At 64.6% G+C, this 21,264-nt stretch carries 21 protein-coding genes and 1 tRNA gene; 10 read left to right on the plus strand and 12 right to left on the minus strand.

The window, feature by feature from the left end:
* Nucleotides 1–4: 4 nt before the first annotated feature.
* The 6 genes from ACODTA_RS09930 to ACODTA_RS09955 all read left to right on the plus strand — a co-directional run bounded on the left by ACODTA_RS09930 (nucleotide 5) and on the right by ACODTA_RS09955 (nucleotide 8,239).
* Nucleotides 5–1,174, plus strand: a complete 1,170-nt coding sequence (locus ACODTA_RS09930; RefSeq protein WP_489065746.1) for a GDSL-type esterase/lipase family protein — start codon at nucleotides 5–7, stop codon at nucleotides 1,172–1,174.
* Between the two features lie 193 nt (nucleotides 1,175–1,367).
* Entirely contained in the window at nucleotides 1,368–2,462 is a 1,095-nt protein-coding gene (locus tag ACODTA_RS09935) for a dipeptidase (RefSeq protein ID WP_489065747.1), read from the plus strand.
* Nucleotides 2,463–2,864: 402 nt separating this feature from the next.
* Nucleotides 2,865–5,195 carry a TonB-dependent receptor gene (locus tag ACODTA_RS09940; protein WP_489065748.1) on the plus strand — a complete coding sequence of 777 codons (2,331 nt, stop codon included), beginning with the start codon at nucleotides 2,865–2,867 and terminating at the stop codon, nucleotides 5,193–5,195.
* A gap of 74 nt (nucleotides 5,196–5,269) precedes the next feature.
* A complete protein-coding gene (locus ACODTA_RS09945) occupies nucleotides 5,270–7,375 on the plus strand; it encodes a PQQ-dependent dehydrogenase, methanol/ethanol family (protein WP_489065749.1) in 2,106 nt (701 codons plus the stop codon).
* A gap of 10 nt (nucleotides 7,376–7,385) precedes the next feature.
* Complete coding sequence (locus tag ACODTA_RS09950; protein ID WP_489065750.1) at nucleotides 7,386–7,847, plus strand: GlcG/HbpS family heme-binding protein; 462 nt, start codon at nucleotides 7,386–7,388, stop codon at nucleotides 7,845–7,847.
* Nucleotides 7,848–7,975: 128 nt separating this feature from the next.
* Complete coding sequence (locus ACODTA_RS09955; RefSeq protein ID WP_489065751.1) at nucleotides 7,976–8,239, plus strand: hypothetical protein; 264 nt, start codon at nucleotides 7,976–7,978, stop codon at nucleotides 8,237–8,239.
* A gap of 118 nt (nucleotides 8,240–8,357) precedes the next feature.
* Here ACODTA_RS09955 and ACODTA_RS09960 read toward each other — a convergent pair.
* Nucleotides 8,358–8,431 (minus strand) — tRNA-Gly (locus ACODTA_RS09960).
* Nucleotides 8,432–8,679: 248 nt separating this feature from the next.
* On the opposite strand from ACODTA_RS09960, the gene ACODTA_RS09965 reads away from it, so the two are divergent.
* Nucleotides 8,680–9,984, plus strand: coding sequence for an acetamidase/formamidase family protein (locus ACODTA_RS09965; RefSeq protein WP_489065752.1), 1,305 nt, complete (start codon nucleotides 8,680–8,682; stop codon nucleotides 9,982–9,984).
* Nucleotides 9,985–9,990: 6 nt separating this feature from the next.
* Here the strand turns inward: ACODTA_RS09965 and pcaD are convergent, their stop codons facing one another.
* Genes pcaD through ACODTA_RS09990 form a run of 5 tightly spaced genes read right to left on the minus strand, consistent with a single transcriptional unit; the run spans nucleotide 9,991 to nucleotide 13,930 of the window.
* Nucleotides 9,991–10,776: a 3-oxoadipate enol-lactonase gene (gene pcaD / locus ACODTA_RS09970; protein WP_489065753.1), complete on the minus strand. Its 786-nt coding sequence runs from the start codon at nucleotides 10,774–10,776 to the stop codon at nucleotides 9,991–9,993.
* Nucleotides 10,773–11,492 carry a CoA transferase subunit A gene (locus tag ACODTA_RS09975; RefSeq protein WP_489065754.1) on the minus strand — a complete coding sequence of 240 codons (720 nt, stop codon included), beginning with the start codon at nucleotides 11,490–11,492 and terminating at the stop codon, nucleotides 10,773–10,775. Before ACODTA_RS09975 ends, pcaD begins: the two co-directional genes overlap by 4 nt.
* Before the next feature lie 16 nt (nucleotides 11,493–11,508).
* On the minus strand, nucleotides 11,509–12,435 hold the full coding sequence (catA, locus tag ACODTA_RS09980) for a catechol 1,2-dioxygenase (RefSeq protein WP_489065755.1): 927 nt from the start codon (nucleotides 12,433–12,435) through the stop codon (nucleotides 11,509–11,511).
* A 42-nt stretch (nucleotides 12,436–12,477) separates the two neighbouring features.
* Nucleotides 12,478–12,768, minus strand: coding sequence for a muconolactone Delta-isomerase (gene catC / locus ACODTA_RS09985; protein WP_489065756.1), 291 nt, complete (start codon nucleotides 12,766–12,768; stop codon nucleotides 12,478–12,480).
* 1 nt (nucleotide 12,769) lies between these two features.
* The gene (locus tag ACODTA_RS09990; RefSeq protein ID WP_489065757.1) at nucleotides 12,770–13,930 is read right to left on the minus strand and encodes a muconate cycloisomerase family protein; all 1,161 of its coding nucleotides are present in this window, start codon (nucleotides 13,928–13,930) and stop codon (nucleotides 12,770–12,772) included.
* Between the two features lie 104 nt (nucleotides 13,931–14,034).
* Between ACODTA_RS09990 and ACODTA_RS09995 the strand changes: the two genes are divergently transcribed.
* The gene (locus tag ACODTA_RS09995; RefSeq protein WP_489065758.1) at nucleotides 14,035–14,934 is read left to right on the plus strand and encodes a LysR family transcriptional regulator; all 900 of its coding nucleotides are present in this window, start codon (nucleotides 14,035–14,037) and stop codon (nucleotides 14,932–14,934) included.
* A 7-nt stretch (nucleotides 14,935–14,941) separates the two neighbouring features.
* On the opposite strand, the gene ACODTA_RS10000 is transcribed toward ACODTA_RS09995, so the two are convergent.
* Entirely contained in the window at nucleotides 14,942–16,153 is a 1,212-nt protein-coding gene (locus ACODTA_RS10000) for an aromatic ring-hydroxylating oxygenase subunit alpha (protein ID WP_489065759.1), read from the minus strand.
* Nucleotides 16,150–16,518 carry a hypothetical protein gene (locus ACODTA_RS10005; protein WP_489065760.1) on the minus strand — a complete coding sequence of 123 codons (369 nt, stop codon included), beginning with the start codon at nucleotides 16,516–16,518 and terminating at the stop codon, nucleotides 16,150–16,152. Before ACODTA_RS10005 ends, ACODTA_RS10000 begins: the two co-directional genes overlap by 4 nt.
* Nucleotides 16,519–16,789: 271 nt before the next feature.
* Here ACODTA_RS10005 and ACODTA_RS10010 point away from each other — a divergent pair, with 271 nt between their 5' ends.
* Together ACODTA_RS10010 and ACODTA_RS10015 are read left to right on the plus strand one after the other, a co-directional pair.
* On the plus strand, nucleotides 16,790–17,560 hold the full coding sequence (locus ACODTA_RS10010) for an aspartate/glutamate racemase family protein (protein ID WP_489065761.1): 771 nt from the start codon (nucleotides 16,790–16,792) through the stop codon (nucleotides 17,558–17,560).
* A complete protein-coding gene (locus ACODTA_RS10015; RefSeq protein WP_489065762.1) occupies nucleotides 17,560–18,612 on the plus strand; it encodes an AraC family transcriptional regulator in 1,053 nt (350 codons plus the stop codon). The genes ACODTA_RS10010 and ACODTA_RS10015 overlap by 1 nt, the downstream gene beginning before the upstream one ends.
* Before the next feature lie 175 nt (nucleotides 18,613–18,787).
* Here the strand turns inward: ACODTA_RS10015 and ACODTA_RS10020 are convergent, their stop codons facing one another.
* From ACODTA_RS10020 to ACODTA_RS10035, 4 genes are read right to left on the minus strand one after another with little or no spacing between them, the layout of a single operon-like run.
* On the minus strand, nucleotides 18,788–19,087 hold the full coding sequence (locus tag ACODTA_RS10020) for a non-heme iron oxygenase ferredoxin subunit (protein ID WP_489065763.1): 300 nt from the start codon (nucleotides 19,085–19,087) through the stop codon (nucleotides 18,788–18,790).
* Complete coding sequence (locus tag ACODTA_RS10025; protein WP_489065764.1) at nucleotides 19,087–19,569, minus strand: nuclear transport factor 2 family protein; 483 nt, start codon at nucleotides 19,567–19,569, stop codon at nucleotides 19,087–19,089. The genes ACODTA_RS10020 and ACODTA_RS10025 overlap by 1 nt, the downstream gene beginning before the upstream one ends.
* A complete protein-coding gene (locus ACODTA_RS10030) occupies nucleotides 19,566–19,937 on the minus strand; it encodes a hypothetical protein (protein WP_489065765.1) in 372 nt (123 codons plus the stop codon). Before ACODTA_RS10030 ends, ACODTA_RS10025 begins: the two co-directional genes overlap by 4 nt.
* A gap of 26 nt (nucleotides 19,938–19,963) precedes the next feature.
* Nucleotides 19,964–21,160 (minus strand): aromatic ring-hydroxylating oxygenase subunit alpha, encoded by a 1,197-nt coding sequence (locus ACODTA_RS10035; RefSeq protein WP_489065766.1) that lies wholly within the window; start codon nucleotides 21,158–21,160, stop codon nucleotides 19,964–19,966.
* Nucleotides 21,161–21,264: the final 104 nt, after the last annotated feature.

Genomic DNA, 21,264 nt, shown 5'->3' on the forward strand with positions numbered 1-21,264 from the left:
AGTCATGCGTGCCGATCGTCAATGGATCACCACTCCCATCAATCAGTCGCTTCTGCACGGTGCCATCGAGCTGGAGGCGACGTCGCATGGCCTGTTGCCGCATCGGTTGCCGGGCTGGGCGCGCGCGCAATGCGCCGATCCGCTGCTGGCGATGGTCGAAAGCCAGCCTTCGGGCGTGCGGCTGATTTTTCGCACGCGCGCGACCGCGATCGAGCTGGATGTCTTGCCGACCCGCCGCATCTATGCCGGCTTCCCGCCACGCCCCGATGGCGTCTACGATCTGCGCGTCGATGGCCGGCTGGTCCACCAGTTCAGCGTTGCAGGCGGCAATGTCATGCATGTCGATATGGCGACCGGCTCGGTCAGGCGCGAAGCCGGCGCGCCGGGAACCCTGCGCTTCGATGGCCTGACGGCAGGCGACAAGCGGGTCGAGATCTGGTTGCCGCATAATGAGATGGCCGAACTGGTGGCGTTGCGCACCGACGCGCCCGTCTCCGTTGCCGAAGATCACGGCCTCAAGACCTGGCTCCATCATGGCAGCTCGATCAGCCACGGTTCCGATGCGGCGAGCCCGACGGGCACCTGGCCGGCCGTCGCCGCCGCGCGTGCTGGCGTCTCGCTGATCAATCTCGGGCTTGGTGGCAATGCGCTGCTCGATCCCTTCACCGCGCGCACCATGCGGGACACGCCGGCCGACCTGATCAGCGTCAAGTTCGGCATCAATCTGGTCAATACCGACGCGATGCGGCTGCGCGCCTTTGGCCCCGCGATGCACGGCTTTCTTGATACGATCCGCGAGGGACATCCGACCGCGCGGCTGCTCGTGGTCTCGCCGATTCTCTGCCCCATTCACGAGGATACGCCCGGGCCGACCGCACCCGATCTGGCCGATGGGCAATTGCTATACCGTGCGGCGGGCGATCCGCGCGAGGTGGCGGGCGGCAAGCTGACCTTGAACGTCATCCGCGATCACCTCGCGCGAATCGTCGATCAGCGCGCGGCGGTCGATCCGAACATCCATTATCTCGACGGGCGCGCGCTGTATGGGGAGGCCGATCATGCCGCCTTGCCGTTGCCCGACAGGCTGCATCCCGATGCGGCGACGCACCGGCTGATCGGCGAGCGTTTCGCCGAACTGGCCTTTGCGCGCTGCGCGCCGCTGGATCCGACTTAAGGCAAAGTCAATCTGGCCCTGATTTGAGGCACAAGCCTCTGTGCGAGCCATCCAGCATGAGAATGTCTTGGGCTGCGAGTCAGCAATACTCGTTTGCGCCATCGGCCTGATTTCCGCCAGATTGCCGGCGCGCCAGGAACCGCACGACAAGGATGCGGGCGCGCGATCGAACAAAAAAGGGGCGGGCCGAAAGATGAACCGGAGAGAGTATCTGTGCGCCGCCATGGGCGCGGCGGCGGCCGGGGCGCTCGCTGGTCCCGCGATCGGCCGGACGGTCGACAGGAAAGAAGCGCGGCGGCTGCAGGACACGACATTGCTGGTCGACGGTCTCGACCCTTCCGGTCTGACCGAGAAATATCTGGGCATGATCGAGGCCGCCGGCGTCGATTGCTGGCACCAGAGCATGAGCGGGTTCGACAGCTTCGTGAACCTGCTGCATTTCTGCGACAAATATGCCAGCCGCATCGTCCAGGTTGGCACCGTGCGCGAGATACGCGCGGCGCAAAAGGCGGGCAAGGTCGGCCATCTCTCGGGCTGGCAATCGGCTGAAACGCTGATCCGCGACGCCGATACGGTGATGCCCGCGATCCGGAACCTGCGCGCCTATCGCGAACTGGGCCTCAGGATCTGCGGGCTCGTCTACAACACCGCCAGCGCCTTTGGCGGCGGCGCGCTCGATCCGGACGTCGGCCTGACGCGCGCGGGCAAGCGTTTGGTGGAGGAGGTCCACAAGCAGCGCATCGTCCTGGATGTCGGCGGACATTCGGGCGAGCGGACCTCGTTCGACGCGATCGAGATCTCGCAGGGCGTGCCGGTCATCTGTTCGCACACCAATCTGCGCGCGCTGGTCGACAATCCGCGCAACATGACCGACCGGCTGATCGAGAAGATCGCGAGCACCGGGGGTGTCATCGGCCTGACCAGCGTCAATGATTTCCATGCGCGCAGCGTGAAGGACGAGAAGATCCCGGTCACGCCCCAGGTCGGCCTGGAAAGGCATCTCGACCAATATGACTATCTGAAGCGCCTGGTGGGCGTCGATCATATCGGACTGGGGCCGGACTTCATGTTCGATCGGCCCGATCTGGTCGCGATCATCCCCGAACTCTGGCCGCCCGACGTCTACAGCAACAATCCGCCATGGTTCATGGTGAAGGATTTCGGGACGATCAGCGAACTGCCCAACGTCACCCAGGGACTGATGCAGCGCGGCTGGACCGACGCCGAGATCCGAAAGGTGCTCGGGGAGAATTGGCTGCGCGTCTACGAAAAGGTCTGGGGCGCCTGAACGCGGCCGGGCAATTCGACGATTCAAGACAAGAAGAATTGGGAGATGACACAGCGGCCGCGGACCTGGGGAGTGACCGCCGGTTACCGCTTCTGACGATCCACCTGGATCATCAAGCACCGGCCGGGCGACGATCTTCATGATCGCCGTCCGGCCCGATGCGCAGGGTGAGATTGGCTCAGCCTCTGCCGCAAGAATAATCGTTTGCGCGTCAACGGGGTTCGGAAGACTAGTCGCCTCTCAGAGGGGGCATGATCATTGCCGGCGCGACCGCTCTGTCCGCCGAGGTTCCGGACGAACTTCGAACATCATCCAGACATGATCGTCCATCCGTTCAGCGGCGGACGCTCAGAAAAGAACCGGCGTCAGATCGGCCGGACATAATCCTTGGGAGGAAGTAAAGTGTATCGATCCATCCATATTCGCGCCGCACGGCTTGGCACGTATCTGGCCGCCGGTTCCGCGCTGGCGATGGCGTGTGCCGCAAACGCGCAGGACGTCGATATGTCGACCGACGAGGCCCGCGCCAATGACGCCGAAATCGTGGTGACCGCCCGGAAATCGAACGAGCGGATCCAGGATGTGCCGGTTTCGCTCACCGCCGTTTCCGCCGACAGCTTGCGCGATCGCGGCGCGGTGGATGTGAAGGACGTGCTGCGCAGCGTGCCGGGCCTCGCCAATTCGGGTACGGAGCGCGGCCTGTCGCGCTACAGCATCCGTGGTCTCAGCACCTATGCGTCCTCGCCCACGGTCGGCATCTATCTCGACGACGTCTCGCTTGTGACGATCTCGACAACGTTCAGCGGCGGCTATGATCCGATGTTCTTCGACGTGCAGCGGCTTGAAGTGCTGAAGGGGCCGCAGGGTACGCTCTATGGCGGCAGCGCGATGGGCGGCGCGATCAAATATGTGAGCGCGACACCCGATCCGACCCGCTTCAGCGTCGATACCGCGATCGGTGCCGCGATGACCGCGCATGGCGGTCCGTCCTATAATGGCGAAGTGGTGGTGAATGCGCCGATCGTCCAGGATGTGCTCGCGGTGCGCGCGGGCTTCTACTATCGCCACGATGGCGGCTATGTCGATAATGTGCCGGGCGACATGCGGGATACGCTCAGGTCCAGCACCGCTTTCCCCGTCTTCACGCCGTTCCGTCAGGATGCGCTGTCCAGCCGGCGGACCAAGAACCAGAATTTCGGCGACACCTATGTCGGCCGGCTTTCGCTGGAATGGCGGCCGGACCCAAGCTGGGTGATCCGCCCGCAGATCTTCTACCAGGATTACAAGCAGGCGGACACAGGACAGATCTTCCTGGGGCGCTCCGGCATGAGCTCGTCCTATCGGATTGCCCAGCCCAGCTTCGACAGTTCGGGCATCTACAGCCTGAATGTCGAGAAGGATTTCGGCGGCGTGAAGGCGACCTCGCTCACCGCCTATTTCGACCGCAAATTCAGCTATGTCCGCGATTACAGCTTCTTCATCGGTGGCCTGGTTCCCGCACTGTATCCCAATATCAGCCGCAATGTTTCGGACAGCGATACCGGCACGTTCAGCCAGGAAGTGCGGCTGGCATCGAACGGCGGCAAGGGCGCGCGCTTCAACTGGCAGGTCGGCGCCTATTATTCGGACCAGGATGATCGCCTGATCCAGTCGGTCAACACTGCCGGTGCAGTGCCGATCGTCGGCACCGAACTGGTCTATTTCGGCGACACCTTCACCAACACGAAGCAATATGCGCTGTTCGGCGAGGCCAGCTACACGCTGTTCGACGGTTTTGACGTGATCGCTGGCGTTCGCGTGTTCAAGATCGACCAGCGCGTCGACATATTGGGAGACGGCCCGTTCAACGGCGGCCTGACCGAGATCAAGAACCGGCGCAGCAAGGAAGACGGCGTCAATCCCAAGGTCGGCCTGTCGTACAAGCTGGCGCCCGACAATATGGTCTATGCGTCCGCCGCCAAGGGTTTCCGTCCCGGCGGACCCAACCGGTTCCGGATCAATCCCGACCTTTGCCGGGTCGACCTGGACGAACTGGGCATCGACAATGCGCCCGACAGCTTCGGGTCCGACAATCTGTGGACCTATGAGGCTGGGACCAAGAACATGTTCGGCGGCGGCAAGGTGATGGTGAATGCCTCCGCCTATTTCACCGACTGGAAGAAGATCCAGCAGGCGATCGGCCTGGCGAGCTGCGGCTTCGGCTTTACCGACAATATCGGTAGCGCCGAGGTGAAGGGGTTCGAGCTTGAAGCTCGTGTCGAGCCGTTGCGCGGTTTCCAGATCGGCGGCACCGCCGCCTATACCAAGGCGACCGTGACCGAGGCGGTGCCAGGCACCTCTGCCCATGTTGGCGATCCACTGCCCAATGTGCCCAAATGGATGGCGACGGCCTATGCGGGATATGCGGTCGAACTGCCGGGCATGTGGAATTTCGATGTCCGTGGCGAATATCAATATCAGGGCAAGGCGCGTTACTCGTTCGATCCCGACCTGCCGGTGACCTTTCCGGGCGGCGTCGCTGGCAATATTCCCAATCCGATCGAGTTTCGCGAAAGCTATCAGGTCGTGAACCTGTTCGCGTCGCTCAGCCACAATGAGACGGCGATCCGGCTTTACGCCAACAATCTGTTCGATGTCCGGCCACAGCTCGATGTCGAACTTGGCGGCGGCGTGGACCGTTTCTCGACGATCCGGCCGCGCACCATCGGCATCGAATTGCGTCAGGGCTTCTGATCTTCTGCGCGTTCGCCTGCGGGCGGGCGCGCCATTCTCGCAATCGAAACGGCAGGACCGCGATCATGCATATGATGAACCGGACTTTTCGACGCCTGACGCCAGCGATTGGCCTGATCTCGGCGCTGCTTGCCGGCTGCAACGGTACCGGGGCGGGGAGCGGTCAGATGGCTGGCCCTGCCTGGCAGCAGGAAACCGCCCAATATTATCCTGCGACGCAGATCGACGCGTCGAACGCGCCCAAATTGGGCGTCGCCTGGGAATTCAGCGATTTCGTGGTGCGTGGTCGCACCAATCGCGGTGTCGAGGCGACGCCGGTGGTGGTCGACGGGGTGATGTACACCAGCGGCCCGTGGAGCGTGGTCTATGCGCTCGATGCGAAGACCGGGAAGCTGATCTGGCAATATGATCCCGAGGTCGACGGCCAGTTCGCGCGGCGGACCTGCTGTGATGTCGTCAATCGCGGCGTCGCGGTGGCCGAGGGTGTGGTCTATGTCGCGACGCTTGACGGCTATCTGGCGGCGGTCGATGCGAAGACCGGCAAGGAGCTGTGGAAGGTCGACACGATCACCGACCGCAGCCGCAGCTATGCGATCACCGGTGCGCCGCGTGTCGCGGGCAATGTGGTGGTGATCGGCAATGGCGGCGCGGAAATGGGCGTGCGCGGCTATGTCACCGCGCTCGATCGCAAGACTGGCAAGCTCGCCTGGCGCTTCTTCATCGTGCCGGGCGATCCCGCCAAGGGGCCGGACGAACATCCCGAAGTGACCGAGGCGCGCAAGACCTGGGATCCCAAGTCGCGCTGGGACCTGGGCGGCGGCGGCACCGCCTGGGATTCGATCGTCTACGACCCTGATACCAACATCGTCTATATCGGCACCGGCAATGGCAGCCCGCATCCGGCCTGGTCGCGCAGCCCGGCAGGTGGCGACAATCTGTATCTGTCGTCGATCGTCGCGCTCGATGCCGATACCGGCCGCAAGAAATGGCATTACCAGACCACGCCGCAGGATAGCTGGGACTATACCGCGACCCAGAACATGATCCTGGCGGACATCAGGATCGGCGACCGCGTCCGCAAGGTGATCATGCAGGCGCCGAAGAACGGTTTCTTCTACGTGCTCGATCGCGTGACCGGCGAATTGCTGTCGGCGGAGAAATACACCATCGTCACCTGGGCGGACCGTGTCGACATGAAGACCGGCCGGCCGATCTTCACCGCGCAGTCGGATTACCGGGGCGGAGAAAAGCTGGTCTGGCCGAGCGAGGCGGGCGGGCACAACTGGCCGCCCATGGCGTATAATGCGGGAACGGGTCTCGTCTATATTCCCGTCCTCGAGGCGCCGATGACCTTCAAGACGGCGCCGCAGCCCTATCAGGACTATTCGGTCGTCCAGGGCGTCCAGACCTCGCTGCCGGGTCTGCTCGAAATGTTCGGGCTCGAAGCGCCGCCCGTGCCGAAGGGCCAGCCCAAGCCGAAATTCGAACAGGTGCTCAAGGCCTGGGATCCGGTGACGCAGAAGCTGGTCTGGAGTTCGAAGGTGATGCCCTTCTGGAGCGGCGGTGTGATGACCACCGCCAACGGGCTCGTCATTCAGGGATCGGCCGATGGCTATCTGACCGTCTATGACGGGCGCGACGGACGGGTGCTGCACCGGATCAATATCGGCACCGGGATCATGGCCGCGCCGATGACCTACGAGATCGACGGTACTCAGTATCTTGCGGTCGCGGCGGGGTTCGGCGGCGCCATGAACGGCGGTTATCTTCCGGGCTGGGCTGCTGCCGAGCGCGAGAATGGATCGCGGCTGCTGGTTTTCAAGCTGGGCGCCGCATCCCAACCGAAATTGCCGTCATTGCTCGCCAAGACACCGCTCGTTCCGGCGCCGGCCAGATATCGCGGCACGCCGGCCCAGGTGGCGCGCGGCGAGCAGCTTTACACGCGCAATTGCGCGCGTTGCCACGGTGGCGCGGACTTGACGGGCGGCTATCCCAATCTGTGGAAGATGACGCCGGAAACCCACGACGCCTTCACGCAGATCGTGCGCGAAGGGGCGTTCGCCCAGGCGGGCATGGCGTCGTTCGGCGATGTGCTTAGCGAGCAGGATAGCAAGGATATCCACGCCTATATCGCCGGGCCGATCGCGAAGGCGAAGCCCGAAACCAAGAGCCTGCATTGAGGGGCGGATGATGAAGCGCATATATTTCATGCCGCTCGCGGCATTGCTCGGCGTGGCGCCACCGATGGTGGCCCAGGCGCAGATCGCCGCGCCGCTTGGGCTTGATGAAGCCCTGAAGATGGGGAACGAGGCGTTGAAGGCCGCCAAGGCCAGGGGGCGCCCCGTCTCGATCGTGATCGTCAATCGCGAAGGCCGTGTCATCGCGTCGATGCGGATGGACGGCGCATCCTTCGTTTCGCTCCAGGTGGCGGAGAGCAAGGCGACGACCGCCGCCGCCGTGGGCGCGCCGACCGAAGCGCTGGAAAGTGCGATCGATGCAGGCAAGACCTCGCTGCTTTCGGTGTCGGGCCTGAGCCTGATCACGGGCGGCATCCCCGTGCTGCGCAATGGGCAGGTCGTCGCGGGCGTCGGTGTCAGCGGCGGTTCGCAGGAAGACGACCGGACGATCGCGCAGGTCGCTGCGGGCAGCTAGAAAGTCGTGCGCCCGATGCGCCCAGGCCGAAGACCTTCCCATTTTGGTTGGTAAAAAAGGTCTGTGAAACAATAAGATGGTAACCATGCTTGGGCCAACATGGCGGTGTTCGTGGAGGAGCACCCCCAATGCTCAGCTTCAAGGAGAGGGCGTATTGCGAGCGCCGCGCCATGCAGGAGCGGCAGGCCGCCCTGCATGCGCGCGATCCGGCCGCCAAGGCCGCGCATCTGAAGATGGCACGTCATTACGAACTGATGCTCGATATCGAGCATGGACTTCCAGGCGAGCGGACAGCCGGGGTTGACCGCGAGAAGCCGCGATTTTCGGTGCTTCCGCCGAATGTGGGGCTGGAGTTCGAACCGGTCCCGGTCAAGCCGCCCAAGCCGGCATAGGCCGTCAGCCTGACCGAGCTGACCTATGCAAGGATGCGAAAATTCTTGGAGAAGCTGCACCCACCGATCTCGATAGCAGCCCGCACGGTTTGAGCGAGACGGTTTCGCCAGCCGATTTTGGAGCGGGTGAGGGGAATCGAACCCCCGTCGTAAGCTTGGGAAGCTTCTGCTCTGCCATTGAGCTACACCCGCTTTGCACTTGGCTGCAGCGCTTATCGGCGAATGCAGTTCGATGCTCGATGTGTTCGCGAACTGCCAGTTTCGCGGCCGATGGTCAACGGGTGTTCGCCTGCGGGACGATGCGGACCATTGGCCCCAAACCGCACGCGATCTCACCCTGCTGCAGCATAATCGCGCCAAGCGGGGGCGGGACGGCGATTGTGCTTTGTGCGGAGCAACCGCCGGATAAGCTGGTGCCCGAATTTCCAAGGGTGATTGGCATGTCCGAAGCAAGGTCCGTCGTCGAGGTCTATCAATATAGCGGCGGCATCGTCGGCCCCGGCATCGGGAGTGCCGGCACGGTGCGCGACGGCGGCACCATCCGCACCGGCACGCCGCCGGGATGCTGGGGGCCGATGATCACGCCCAAATTCCAGGGCGGGCATGAAGTGACCTTGCCGGTGATGGTGGAAGGGGCGGAGATCGGCGACGCCATCGCGCTCAAGCTGAAAAAAGTGCAGGTGACTTCGCTCGCGACATCGTCGGGCGTGATGGAGTTCGTGGAGGGGCGCTATCTGGGCGATCCCTTCGTCGCGAAGCTGTGCCCGGCCTGCGGCCTCGCCAGTCCGCCCAGCCATGTCGAGGGCATTGGCGACGATGCGGTGCGCTGCGACGGCTGCGGCGCGGAAGTGAGCGCCTTCCGCTTCTCCAACGGCTATGTGATCGTGCTCGATCGCGAGAACAACCTGTCGCTCACCGTCAGCAAGGATGTCGCGGAAAACATCGCGGGCGACGCGCGTGCCATGGCCGCCATGCCCGGCCAGTCGGCGCAGCATTCGATCCTGGCGCTGGCGCGCGCCGATATCGCGGGGCTGCCCGCGCGGATGCGTCCGTTCCTGGGCAATATCGGCACAAGCCCGTCGCGGGATCTGCCGGATTCGCACAATGCCGGCGATTTCGGATCCTTCCTGGTCGATGCGCCGCATGATTATGCGATGACGCGCGACGAGCTGCATCGCCACAAGACCGATGGCCATATGGACACCAATTCGGTGCGCGAGGGCGCGATCCTGATCTGCCCGGTCAAGATCCCCGGCGGCGGCATCTATATGGGCGACATGCACGCCCAGCAGGGCAATGGCGAGATCGCCGGCCATGCCACCGACGTGTCGGGGGAGGTCGAGCTAGAGGTGGAAGTGATCAAGGGGCTGGCGCTCGACGGCCCGATCCTGTTGCAGCGCGCCGAGGATCTGCCGTTGCTCGCCCAGCCGCTGACCGCCGCCGAGCGCGCCTCGGTCGCGGCGCTGGCCGATCGTTATGGGCAGAAGACCATCGAGGAGAATGCGCCGATCACCTTTATCGGATCGGGCGTGACGCTCAACGAGGCGACGCATAACGGCCTCGATCGTGCGGCTGCGGCCACCGGCCTGCCGCTCGACGAGATCCTCAACCGCGCGACCATCGCCGGTTCGATCGAGATCAGCCGTCTGCCCGGTGTGGTACGGGTCACTTTCCTCTGCCCCACTTATATCCTGCAGCGCATGGGCATCGCCCATCTTGTCGAGCAGCAATATCGCCGCGACTGAGGGCCTTTAGGCGAGAAAACCGGTCACCGCCTCGGTGAAGCGTTCGGGCAGCTCGCAATTGGAGAGATGCGCGGCGGGCAGTTCGACCAACTGGCTGCCGTCGATGCCGGCGGCCAGCGCACGCGCATGGTCGGGCGGGGTCGCGGGGTCGCGCAGGCCGCCGATCACCAGAGCCGGCGGGGCGATGCGCGGCAGCAGCGGACGCATGTCCATCGCCGCGATCGCGGCGCAGGCGCCGCAATAGCCGTCGGGTTCGGTGGTCAGCAGCATCGTCCGGATCGCATCGACGACATCGGGGGATGTTGCGCGGAATTCGGGCGTGAACCAGCGTTCGGTCACAGCATCGGCGATCGCGGCCATGCCCTGCGCGTGGACCAGCGCGATGCGGTCGTGCCAGGCGGAGGGCGGGCCCATATAGGCGCTGCTGTTGGCGATGATCAGCCGGCCGATCCGTTCGGGCTGGTTCACGCCCAGCCATTGGCCGACCATGCCGCCGAGCGACAGGCCGCAAAAATAGGCGGTCGCGATGTCCAGCTTGTCGAGCAGCTCCACGGCGTCGCGACCGAGCCGGTCGAGGCTGTAGTCGCCCTTTGGCGCACCCGAGCTGCCATGGCCGCGACTGTCGTAGCGCAGCACGCGATGCTGGGCGGTGAAGGCGGCAAGCTGCGGCGCCCACATGTCCATCGTGGTGCCCAGCGAGTTCGAGAGCAGCAGGATTGGCGCATCGTCTGGGCCGTCGAGCCGCCAGGCGATCGGGCAGCCGTCGCTCATCGGCGCGATGCCCTCGGTCATGCGTCCACCGTCTCCGGGCGCTGGCGTGTCGTCAGCTTCTCGATGCGTTTTTCGTAGGGCGCACCCATGACGATGCGATCGACATAGATGCCGGGCGTATGGATGTGATCGGGATCGATCGAGCCGGCGGGCACGATCTCCTCGACTTCGGCCACCGTCACCTTGCCGGCCGTCGCCATCACCGGATTGAAGTTCCGCGCGGTCTTTCGGTAGATCAGGTTGCCGGCGGTATCCGCCTTCCATGCCTTGATGATCGACAGGTCGGCCTTCAGCCAGGTCTCCCGCACATATTCGACGCCGTCGAAAATCTCCGTTGGCTTGCCCTCCGCGACGATCGTACCGACGCCGGTACGCGTGTAGAAGGCGGGAATGCCCGCGCCGCCCGCGCGGATGCGTTCGGCCAAGGTGCCCTGCGGGTTCAGTTCCAGCGCTAGCCTGCCGTCGAGATAAAGCTGTTCGAACAATTTGTTCTCGCCGACATAGGACGAGATCATCCTGGCGATCTGGCCGTTGTTGAGCAGCATCCACAGGCCGAAGCCGTCGGCGCCGCAATTGTTGGAGATGACGGTCAGGCCTTTGGTGCCCGCCGCCATGATCGCGGGGATCAGCCGTTCGGGATTGCCCGACAGGCCGAAGCCGCCCGACATGATCGTCATGCCGTCGAACAACAGCCCGTCGAGCGCGCGGGCCGCGTCGGGATAGATTTTGTCGACCATCGGCCCGCCGCTCCACTCAGGCGTCGACCGACGCGCGCGCGCGGGTCATCAACTCGGTCTCGTCCCCGCTCTCCGCCCGGTTGAGGCGGAAATCGAAGGCGATTTCGGCGAAGGGAACGTTCAGCCCTTCGGCGTGGATAGCCTCGGCTTCGGTGCGGCGCGTCACGTCCGGGATCAGATCGTCATGCGTGGCGAAGGCGAAATCGTCGTGGAGATAAGGATCGCCGGGAATATTGATCTGCGTTGTCAGATGACGATGGCCCGGGGCCGACACGAAGAAATGGATATGCGCCGGGCGGTTGCCGTGGCGTCCGATCGCACCGAGCAGTTGCTCGGTGGAGCCCTGCGGCGGCACACTGTAGCCAGAGGGGACGATGCTGTGGAAACGATAGCGGCCCTCGGCATCGGTCTCGATGCGGCGGCGGTTGTTATAGGCGGTCTGGCCGGGATCGAACACCGAATAGGCGCCCAGCGTGTTGGCGTGCCAGACATCGACGATCGCGCCGGCGATCGGCGTGCCGTCGGTCTCGCGGACGGTGCCGTGCATCACCAGCACCTCGCCCTTGTCCGATCCGTCGTCGAGCCGTGCGAACCCCTGCGACAGCGGCGCCCCCGCCACGTAAAGCGGACCTTCGATCGTGCGCGGGGTGCCGCCGGCGATGCCCGCCGCCTTGTCCTGCAGGTCCATGCGCACGTCCAGGAAATGATCGAAACCCAGGCCCGGCGCGATCAGGCCGAATTCAGGAGCGGCCTGCTGCATGAAGTGCAGCGCGTGCCAGAATTCCTCCGCCGAGACGTCGAATTCGTCGATCGTCGAGAACAGGTCGCTCACGATCCGGCGGATGATCGCCTTGGTGCGCGGATCGCCCTGGGGATCGGCGGTGCCGGCGATCCGGTCGAGATAGGCCTGCATCTCTGCGCTCTGGACGAGGGGCGAAGTCATGATGTTTCTCCTGTGCTGACCGGGCTGTCTGGCGCCCGGCACTTATCGGTCGTCGGAATGGATCGAGGAAGGGTGGCGGCAGAGCGGGGTGACGCTGATCTCCATGAAGGGGAACAGCGGCAGGCTCATCAACAGGTCGTGGAGCGCGGCATTGTCGGCGACGTCGAAGATGCTGACGTTGCGATAGGCGCCGGCGACGCGCCACAGATGCCGCCATGTGCCGGCCTGCTGGAGCGCCTGCGCGCGTGCCTTCTCCTCGGCTTTCAGCCCTTCGATATAAGCGGGATCGGCGTCGTGCGGGATGCGGACGTCCATGGTGACGTGGAACAGCATGTCAGGCCTTTGCGATGGCGGGAACGGAAAGCGGTGCGGACCGCGTGCGATCGCGGCGGAAGTGGGCGATCTTGTCGGGATCGAGGCGGATGCCGAGCCCCGGCGCGTCGGGCACGTCGAGCGCGAAATCATGATAGGCCAGCGGCGTGGTCAGGATTTCCTCGGTCAGCAGCAGCGGGCCGAACAATTCGGTGCCCCATTCCAGCCGGGGTAGGGTGGCGCACAGATGCGCCGCCGCCGCCGTGCCGATGCCGGCTTCCAGCATGGTGCCGCCATAGACGGTGACGCCCGCCGCACCCGCGATCGCCGCCAGCTTCCCCGCGGCGAACAGGCCGCCGGCCTGGGCAGGCTTGATCGAGAAGATGTGGGCGGCGGCCTGCGCGGCGAAGTCGAAGCCGTCGGCGGGGCCGCGCAGCGCCTCGTCCGCCATGATCGGAATTTGCGCGGTTGCGGTCAGCCGCCGCATTGCCCCGCGATTCCAGGCCGGCACCGGCTGTTCGACCAGATCGGCGCCGGCGCCGGCCAGCCGTGCGATGCCGTCGCGCGCGGTCGGCTCGTCCCAAGCCTGGTTGATATCGACGCGGATGCTCACCGTGTCGCCCAGCGCCTGCTTGATCGCGGCGACATGCGCGACATCCTCGGCGACGGGGCGCTTGCCGATCTTGAGCTTGAAGGCGTTGTGGCGGCGGCGCGCCACCATCTCGGCGGCCTCGTCGATATCGCGCCCGGTGTCGCCGCTTGCCAAGGTCCACAGCACCGGCACGCTGTCTCGCACCCGGCCGCCGAGCAGCATCGAGAGCGACAGGCCCAGCCGTCGGCCGAGCGCATCGAGCAGCGCCGTCTCGATCGCATTCTTGGCGAAGTGATTGCCGACGATATGCCTGTCGAGCAGCGCCATCGCCGCCGCCGGGCGATCGGCGTCGCACCCGGCGAGCAGCGGCGCGAAATAGGTGTCGATGGCGAGCTTGATGCCCTCGGGGCTTTCCGGGCCATAAGCAAGGCCGCCGATCGTCGTGCCCTCGCCGATGCCCCTGCTGCCGTCGTCGCAGTGGATCTCGACCACGGCCAGCGTCTGGCGGCTGATCGTCGTCATCGACAGGATATGAGGGCGGATCGTCGGCAAATCTACCAAATAGGTATCGATCTTCTCAATCTTGATCACGACGCCGTCATCTTTCAAATCGCTTTTTCAAGGCATTTTTTAGGTGTAAGCGAACCCGTCCGCCAAGATTTTCTCGGTCTGGTTCGATACTTCTGGGGTATGATATGGAACTCCGGCATCTCCGCTATTTCCTGGCGGTCGCGCAAGAGCGCAATTTTTCGCGCGCGGCGGAGCGGCTCAACATCGCGCAGCCGCCGCTCAGCCGCCAGATCCGTCAGCTCGAGTTGGAAGTGGGCGCCGAGCTGTTCGATCGCGGCAGCCGGCCGCTGCGGCTGACCGAGGCGGGGCGGCTGCTGCACCAGCATGCGCAGCAGGTGCTTTCGGGCTTCGATCAGATGCGCACGATGATGACGCGCTATGCCGGCGCCCAGTCGCGGCGCTTCATCATCGGGTTCGTCGGATCGGTGATCTATGGGCGGCTGCCCCGGATCGTCCGCCTGCTCCGCGCCGCGCTCGGCGATGCGGTGGAGGTGACGCTCACCGAACTGTCGACGCTCGACCAGATCGCTGCGCTGCGCGAAGGCCGGATCGATGCCGGTTTCGGCCGGCTGCGGATTGACGATCCTGCCGTGCGCCGCATCGTCATGCTGGAGGAGCCGCTGGTCGCGGCGCTGCCCGCCGATCATATATTGGCTGAGGGCGATGATCCGCTCGAACTGGCGGCGCTCGCCGCGGAGCCGCTGATCCTCTATCCGCGCCCGTCGCGGCCGAGCTATGCCGATCAGCTGCTGTCGCTGTTCCAGGATCACGGGCTCGTGCCCGAATCGCGGCAGGAAGTCCGCGAGTTGCAGACCGCGCTGGGCATGGTCGCGGCGGGGGCGGGGCTTTGCGTCGTGCCGGCGTCGGTGCAGAGCCTGCATCGCGACGATCTCGTCTATCGCCCGATCGCCGAAGCCGACGCGGTCTCACCGATCATCCTCAGCCACCGGGCGGGCGACGAGGCCAGCGATCTGCTGGAGCTGATCGCGATCAGCCGCGACATCTATGGCGACGCCGGGAGTTGACGGGCGATCACGCCAGCCCCCGCACGCAGCGATCGACGCCGTTGCCGAGATGGCGCACCAGCATTTCCTCGTCCTGGAAATGAATGACCGGCTTTGCGCCCGATTTGAGCTGTGCCGCGATCAGCTCGTGCGTGAAGCAATCCTCCATCATCGGATCGCGCAGCCCAACCTTGGAATATTCGCGGGCGAACAATTCCCCGGCGGTCTTCACCGGCGGATAATAGCCCCGGATCTCCCAGATGCTGCGGTCGACGGCGACGGGCCAGATGTTGAAGGTGAAGAACAGGCCATCGAGCAGGCCGACGAAGAAATTGGGGAAGATGTGCCAGAAATCGAACGATCCTCGGAACTGATAGCCCTCATCGCCCTTGTCGGCCTTCGACCCGAAGGCCTGAACGGTGCCGGTGCCGAAGCGGCTCGCGAGCATCGCGGTGGGCGGGGGAGTGAAGCTGTCGGGCGGGGGTGAGCCCAGCACGCCGTGCAGGCCGTGAAGCTCGATCGCGCTGTGGCGATATTGCCGACCCTCGACCTTGACCGCGCGGGCGAGCGTCTTTTCGTGGAGATAGGGCAGGTGCCAGCCTTCGAGCTGCGCTTCCTGCAGCGTCTTCCAATTGACGTTCTCGTCGATCCGGTATGAGAAGGCGGGGGTGAAGCCCTCGAAATCATAGCGGCCGATATGGTCGGCGACGGGGGCGAGATGCTGTTCCAGGCTCTCTTCCGGCTCCTTCGCCAGATTGATGAAGATGAAACCCTGCCACACCGCGCAATGCACAGCGCTGAGGCCATTGGCGGCGGGGTCGACGCTCGGGAAATTCTCGGCGTCGCTGACATGCACCAGCTTTCCGGCGGTGTCGTAGACCCAGCCGTGGAAGCGGCACGACAGGAAGCCGCGGCAACTGCCCTGCGCGTCCCACGCCAGCGGCGCGCCGCGATGCGAGCACATGTTGTGGAAGGCGCGGATCACCCCGTCCTTGCCATGGATGACGAGGATCGCGGTCTCGGCGATTTTGAGATCGACGACGACATAGTCGCCGGGCTTGGCGACCTGGAGGACATGGCCGACATTCAGCCATTTGCGACGGAAGACCGCATCCTTCTCCCGGTCGAAATAGGCCTGGCTGGTATAGCGCTCGACGGGGATCGGGCCATCGCCTTCCTCGGGATAGCGCCGCATGAACCGGCGGGCGCCGTCCTCGGCTGTGCTTGCCGCGCCGCTCATCGTGCGCTCCTCGCAACCGGGCCGGAGGCGCCGAGCGGCCAGGCATCGTGCAGCGGCACGAACCGGTCGATGGGGAAGACATATTTGGGGCTGGGCTCGCCATACATCTCCACCGTCACCGCGACTTCGGTGAGCGACAGGCACATGTTGAGCAGCGCCTGCTGGCGTTCGTCGAGCTCGGTGAGCGGGGTCTGGTCGAGATAGCTGAGCGCATCGCCGCAGCGCGCCTGCATCACGTCGTAAAATGCCTGGCTTTCCGCCATCGATGCCGACCAGCGCTTGCGGTTGCGCGCATATTCGGTGGGCAATGCCCAGTCGATCCAGCGTTCGAGATCGGCAAATCCGTCGGGCAATGATGATTGCACGCCACTCTCCCTGTCGCATTGTCCGATGCCCCGCTATCCGGGGCTTGTTTGGTGGCGTGGACTGTCGGCGCGGCCATGCTTCGCGCTCTATCCCGCTGGTGCAGCCGATGCGCTGAAACGGCAGCATTGCGGCGGCCCGGATGATGTGCGCCGCGACCACCTGCATTATACCTGTCAGGTATTGAATTTGCGAGAATGGGTATTTGACACCAAGTGCTCATGGGGATGAACTTCGGGCTTTCACCATGATCATGCCTGCGGAGTATCGTCGATGGCGCGACGGATTAAGATGATCATCCCGGTTCCGGTGCCTGCCGCGGCACTTGCCGGCTTCGCCGCGCAATATCCCGAGACGCGCGCCGATCTGTCGATCGAATTCTGCTGCGCGGCGCGCGGCGGCGGCGCGCTCGATTCCTATTATGAAGGGGTGATGGCGGACGCCTATTGCCTCGATGCCGGGCTGCGCGCGGAGGCGGAGGGGTTCGACGCGGTCTGCGTCAATTCGATGAGCGATTCCGGCGTTGCCGGGCTGCGCTCGCGGCTGTCGATCCCCGTGCTGGGCACCGCGGCGCCGACCTATCACCTGGCTAGCCAGCTCGGCCGCAGCTTCTCGATCCTCAGCATGTGGGACAATTGGCGCTGGCTGTACGACAAGGTGCTGGGCGAGACCGGACTGCGCCACCGGCTCGCTTCGATCCGTACGATCGGCGTCGCGCCCGATACCGCCGAACTGCTCGCCGGCAAGGAGGATATGGTGTTCCCGCTGCTGCTGGATGCCGCGCGCCAGGCGATCGAGGTCGACGGCGCCGACGTGCTCGTCCTCGGTTCGACGACGATGCACCGGAGCCATGAATTCCTGCGGTCCCGGCTCGATATCCCCGTGCTCAATCCGGGCTTGATTGCCTTCAAGACCTGCGAGACATTGCTCGATCTTGGATTGAGCCACAGCAAGCGCGCCTATCCCTCGCCAAGAGGATTGAACGACACGGTGTTTCGTTTCGATCCTTCGGCCGGGATCGTCGGCGCCGGAAAGGCAGTGTGATGACGACATCCTCTTCGCCATGGCCCTTCGCGCTGAGCGCCGATGCGTGGAACGGCGCCGGCATGCCGCTGGCGCATTGCAACAAGCTGCTGAGCAACGATATCGACATGGTCCATGCGCATATGAGCGCGATGTTCTGCCGGCACAGCCTGCATATCGAGGGCGGGGTGCCGCCGATCGCCTTTTGCCACAACCAGGCGCCGTTGCGCGCGCTGACCTTCAACGCCACCGATTATGGCAATCCCTATGGCCGGGTGGTGGTCACGATCCCGCCGATGGAGGAGCTTTATCTCGTCCAGTTCTCGCTGAGCGGCCGGGCGGAGATCTCGCAGGGCGACGAAAGCTTCGTGCTCGATCCCGGCGAGATGTGCGTGCTCGGCTCCGGGCAGCGCATCCGCCAGGTCTTCGACCAGGGCTACAAGCATTTCACGGTGAAGGTGCCCAAGGCCGATCTGGAGACCCTGCTGGCGCAGGAACTCGGCTTCCGGCCGGGCGAACTTCATTTCTCGTCACGCCCGGTACGGCTGGAGGGGGCCGCCGCGTCGTTCGCGGGCATGGTCCGCACGGTCTGCGACGATATCGATCTGGGCCTCACCGCCTATAGCCATCCGCGCACTTGCGGTTCGGTGGAGGACACGCTCAAGCGCCTGTTGCTGGCGGCGGTGCCGCACAATCACAGCGACCTGTTCAATGGATCGGTTTCGGGCCTTGCTCCCTTCTATGTGCGGCGGGCGGAGGAGTATATCCGTGCCCATGCCGAGGAGCCGATCAGCCTGACCGACCTGATCGAGGTTTCGGGCGTCAGCGCGCGATCGCTCCATGCCGGTTTCCGCCGCTTCCGCGACAGCACGCCGATGGGCTATCTCAAGAACCACCGACTGTCGCTGGCGCGCAGCGCGTTGCAGAAGGGCGCGGAAAAGGGGGTTTCGGTGACCGACGTGGCGCTGGCCTGCGGCTTCACCCATCTCAGCAAATTCGCGCGCGATTATTTCGAACGCTATGGCGAACGCCCTTCAACCACGCTGCGCGCCTGCGATTTCGCGCGGGTGTGAGGCAGGCTCTGCGGCAATCCAGGAGCGCTGGATTGAGTGTGGAAATGTAAAGTCCGTCGAGGCTGAGCCTGTCGAAGCCCTTGTCCTTCTTGGACACGGTGCCGAAGAAAAACAGGACTTCGACAAGCTCAGTCCGAACGGCGGTGATGGCCAATCTGAACTGAGGGCTTGTGCTTCAGATCAGATGGATCGCGTCGTCGCGTTCGATGACAGTGTATATGCGCAGCGCGATCGAGCAGGGGGCGCCGGTCGCCTCGCCGGTGCGGATGTCGAACTTGCCCATATGATAGGGGCAGACGATATCGCCATTCTCGATCTCGCCCTCGGCCAGCGAGGCGTCGCCATGGGTGCAGAGATCGTCGGTCGCATAGACCTGGCCGTCGACACGATAGACCGCGAGCACCCGGCCGTCGCCGAGATCGACCTGGAAGACCTCGCCTTCGGGAACGTCGGCGGATGCACAGAGCCGTTCCATCAGGCCTGAACCGGTTTCCTGAGCGACCAGGGCGGGGAGGCTTCGCCCTGCAAGCGGACATCCAGGATGATCCTGCTGAATTTCCATCCGTCATTCCCCATTCGGGCGCTGCCGTCATACCAGCCGCCCAGCCATTGATCGCGCGGGCCGTCGTCGGTCCGCATCGTGCAGAGTTCCCAGAGATACCATTGGCAGTCCGCGCTCATGCCGTCTTCGGCGAGCACCACCAGCGGCGGCGTCATGTAATGGATCGACCACAGCACGCGCTCCGCCGCGATCGCGGCCAGGCCCCTCGTGATCGCGTCGCGCCCTTGCAGCGCGGCGAAACCCTCGGACGACCAGGTCGCGTCGTTGGCGAACAGCGGCGCCATCATCGCGGGATCGTTGCGGCGATCGGCGGCCGCCGCATAGCGCGCGACGAGATCGCCGATCGCGTGCCGCGCCTCGATGCGGTGCAGCCGCTGTTCGATGCTATGGGTCATGACGCGCCGGTCGGCGGCAGGCCGAGCGCGGTATCCTGCGCGCCATGCGCCGCGACGAAGCGCGTCTCCTCGAACGCATAGGGCACGCCCGGCGCGCCGCCATAAAGTTCGACATGCGGGGCGACCTCGGCCAGCGCCAGCGCCAGATAATAAAGCGGACGCATCTCCTCGGGCAGCTTGCCCAGCGGATGGGCATCCACGGCCGCCAGCATCGCCTCGGTGCGCGGCAGCACCGCATCGTAAAAGGCCCTGATCTCCTGGCGCGTCGCGGTTCGGCGACGGGTCTGGCGCGCATCGGCGCTGGGCAGCGCCCAGTCGAGAAAGGGCGCCAGCTCGGCAAAAGCATCGGGCAGGGGGGTATGGGGCATTGTCGGTTCCTTGTGCGCGGTCGCGGTCACGCGTTGACGAAACGGTCGACGATCACCGCGCCGTGGCGGATCAGGATCTCGTCGTCCTGCAGGTGCTGGAGCGTCTTCGCGCGCGACTGCATGGCGCGCTGCGTGTCCTCCATCGTCGCGGTGTCCTCCAGCCAGGCGTTGCGCTGCAAGGTCATCGCATGCTCGGTCGCCCAGCGCTGGCCGTTGGTTTTCGGCGCCTTCACATAATAGCGGCCTTCCCAAAGCGTCTTGTTGTGCGCGATCGGCCAGAACTGGTGGGTGAACCAGATGCCTTCCGCCACATGGATCAGCGTGTTGGGAAACAGCACGCTCAGCTCGAACGCGAAATCGGCGCGCTTGTCGGGATTGATCGTCGGCGGCAACATCGATTCCGCGCGAGTCGAGACCAGCGACGCACCGGCCATGGCGTTGGCGATCGCGGCGACGGGCGTGGGCTTCGCATTGAGCGTCAGGCACACCGCGCAGGTGCGGTGCGGCCCCATCAGCTTCACATTCTGCAGCCCCGTCGAGAAGACATTGGGAAAGGATCCGGCATGGATGGTATCGACATGATAGGCCTCGGCGAATGCGTCGTGCGCGACCTTCCAGTTGCAGTCGAGATAGGTGTGATAGGTGAAGCCGTAATCGAGCGCATCGAAGGGATAGCCCGCGAAATGCGTGGCATAGTCGCCCAGGAACTCGGCCAGGCTGTTCTCCGGCGTCTCGGCCAGGTTGACGAACAGGAAACCTTCCCATGTGTCGAGATGGATCGGCGCCAGGCCGTTGTCCGCCTTTGAGAAGCAGCCATAGAAGCGCTGCTCGCTCGGCACCTGCTTCAGCGTGCCTTCGGCATCATAGACCCAGCCGTGGAAGCGGCAGGTGACGATGCCCGCCTTGTTGCGGCCGAAGGTCTCCTCGCCGGTTTCGTTGACCACGGTATTGCCGCGATGGGCGCAGGCATTGTGGAAGGCGCGGACCTTGCCGTCCTTGCCGCGGATCAGGATCGCCGACGTGTCGGCGGCGGCGAGGCGCTTGACCTTATAGTCGCCCACTCTGGGGATCTCGTTCTCGCGCCCGACGCACAGCCAGACCTTGCGGAAGATCTTCTCCTTTTCCCGCTCGTACCATTCGGGCGAGATATAGGGTTCGGTCGATATCGGGCCGGAGCCGAGTTCGGGATATTGTTCGATCCAGCGATGCGCGGTCTCGGACATGATAAGCTCCTTCTGCTGCCCGACGATCTGATGGCATGATCATGTCCGCGGCGGCGGGAAGGCGGCTAGCCCGTCCCTGTCCGGCTTAGCCTGCGCGCGCACTG

The sequence above is a fragment of the Sphingomonas sp. FG14 genome, from assembly GCF_057809675.1.

Excerpts from the sequence above, each read along its gene's own strand:
- ACODTA_RS09930 (WP_489065746.1), top strand. The coding sequence starts at position 5 with ATGCGTGCCGATCGTCAATGGATCACCACTCCCATCAATCAGTCGCTT.
- ACODTA_RS09935 (WP_489065747.1), top strand. The coding sequence starts at position 1,368 with ATGAACCGGAGAGAGTATCTGTGCGCCGCCATGGGCGCGGCGGCGGCC.
- ACODTA_RS09945 (WP_489065749.1), top strand. The coding sequence starts at position 5,270 with ATGAACCGGACTTTTCGACGCCTGACGCCAGCGATTGGCCTGATCTCG.
- ACODTA_RS09950 (WP_489065750.1), top strand. The coding sequence starts at position 7,386 with ATGAAGCGCATATATTTCATGCCGCTCGCGGCATTGCTCGGCGTGGCG.
- ACODTA_RS09955 (WP_489065751.1), top strand. The coding sequence starts at position 7,976 with ATGCTCAGCTTCAAGGAGAGGGCGTATTGCGAGCGCCGCGCCATGCAG.
- ACODTA_RS09965 (WP_489065752.1), top strand. The coding sequence starts at position 8,680 with ATGTCCGAAGCAAGGTCCGTCGTCGAGGTCTATCAATATAGCGGCGGC.
- pcaD (WP_489065753.1), bottom strand. The coding sequence starts at position 10,776 with ATGACCGAGGGCATCGCGCCGATGAGCGACGGCTGCCCGATCGCCTGG.
- ACODTA_RS09975 (WP_489065754.1), bottom strand. The coding sequence starts at position 11,492 with ATGGTCGACAAAATCTATCCCGACGCGGCCCGCGCGCTCGACGGGCTG.
- catA (WP_489065755.1), bottom strand. The coding sequence starts at position 12,435 with ATGACTTCGCCCCTCGTCCAGAGCGCAGAGATGCAGGCCTATCTCGAC.
- catC (WP_489065756.1), bottom strand. The coding sequence starts at position 12,768 with ATGCTGTTCCACGTCACCATGGACGTCCGCATCCCGCACGACGCCGAT.
- ACODTA_RS09995 (WP_489065758.1), top strand. The coding sequence starts at position 14,035 with ATGGAACTCCGGCATCTCCGCTATTTCCTGGCGGTCGCGCAAGAGCGC.
- ACODTA_RS10000 (WP_489065759.1), bottom strand. The coding sequence starts at position 16,153 with ATGAGCGGCGCGGCAAGCACAGCCGAGGACGGCGCCCGCCGGTTCATG.
- ACODTA_RS10010 (WP_489065761.1), top strand. The coding sequence starts at position 16,790 with ATGGCGCGACGGATTAAGATGATCATCCCGGTTCCGGTGCCTGCCGCG.
- ACODTA_RS10015 (WP_489065762.1), top strand. The coding sequence starts at position 17,560 with ATGACGACATCCTCTTCGCCATGGCCCTTCGCGCTGAGCGCCGATGCG.
- ACODTA_RS10020 (WP_489065763.1), bottom strand. The coding sequence starts at position 19,087 with ATGGAACGGCTCTGTGCATCCGCCGACGTTCCCGAAGGCGAGGTCTTC.
- ACODTA_RS10025 (WP_489065764.1), bottom strand. The coding sequence starts at position 19,569 with ATGACCCATAGCATCGAACAGCGGCTGCACCGCATCGAGGCGCGGCAC.
- ACODTA_RS10030 (WP_489065765.1), bottom strand. The coding sequence starts at position 19,937 with ATGCCCCATACCCCCCTGCCCGATGCTTTTGCCGAGCTGGCGCCCTTT.
- ACODTA_RS10035 (WP_489065766.1), bottom strand. The coding sequence starts at position 21,160 with ATGTCCGAGACCGCGCATCGCTGGATCGAACAATATCCCGAACTCGGC.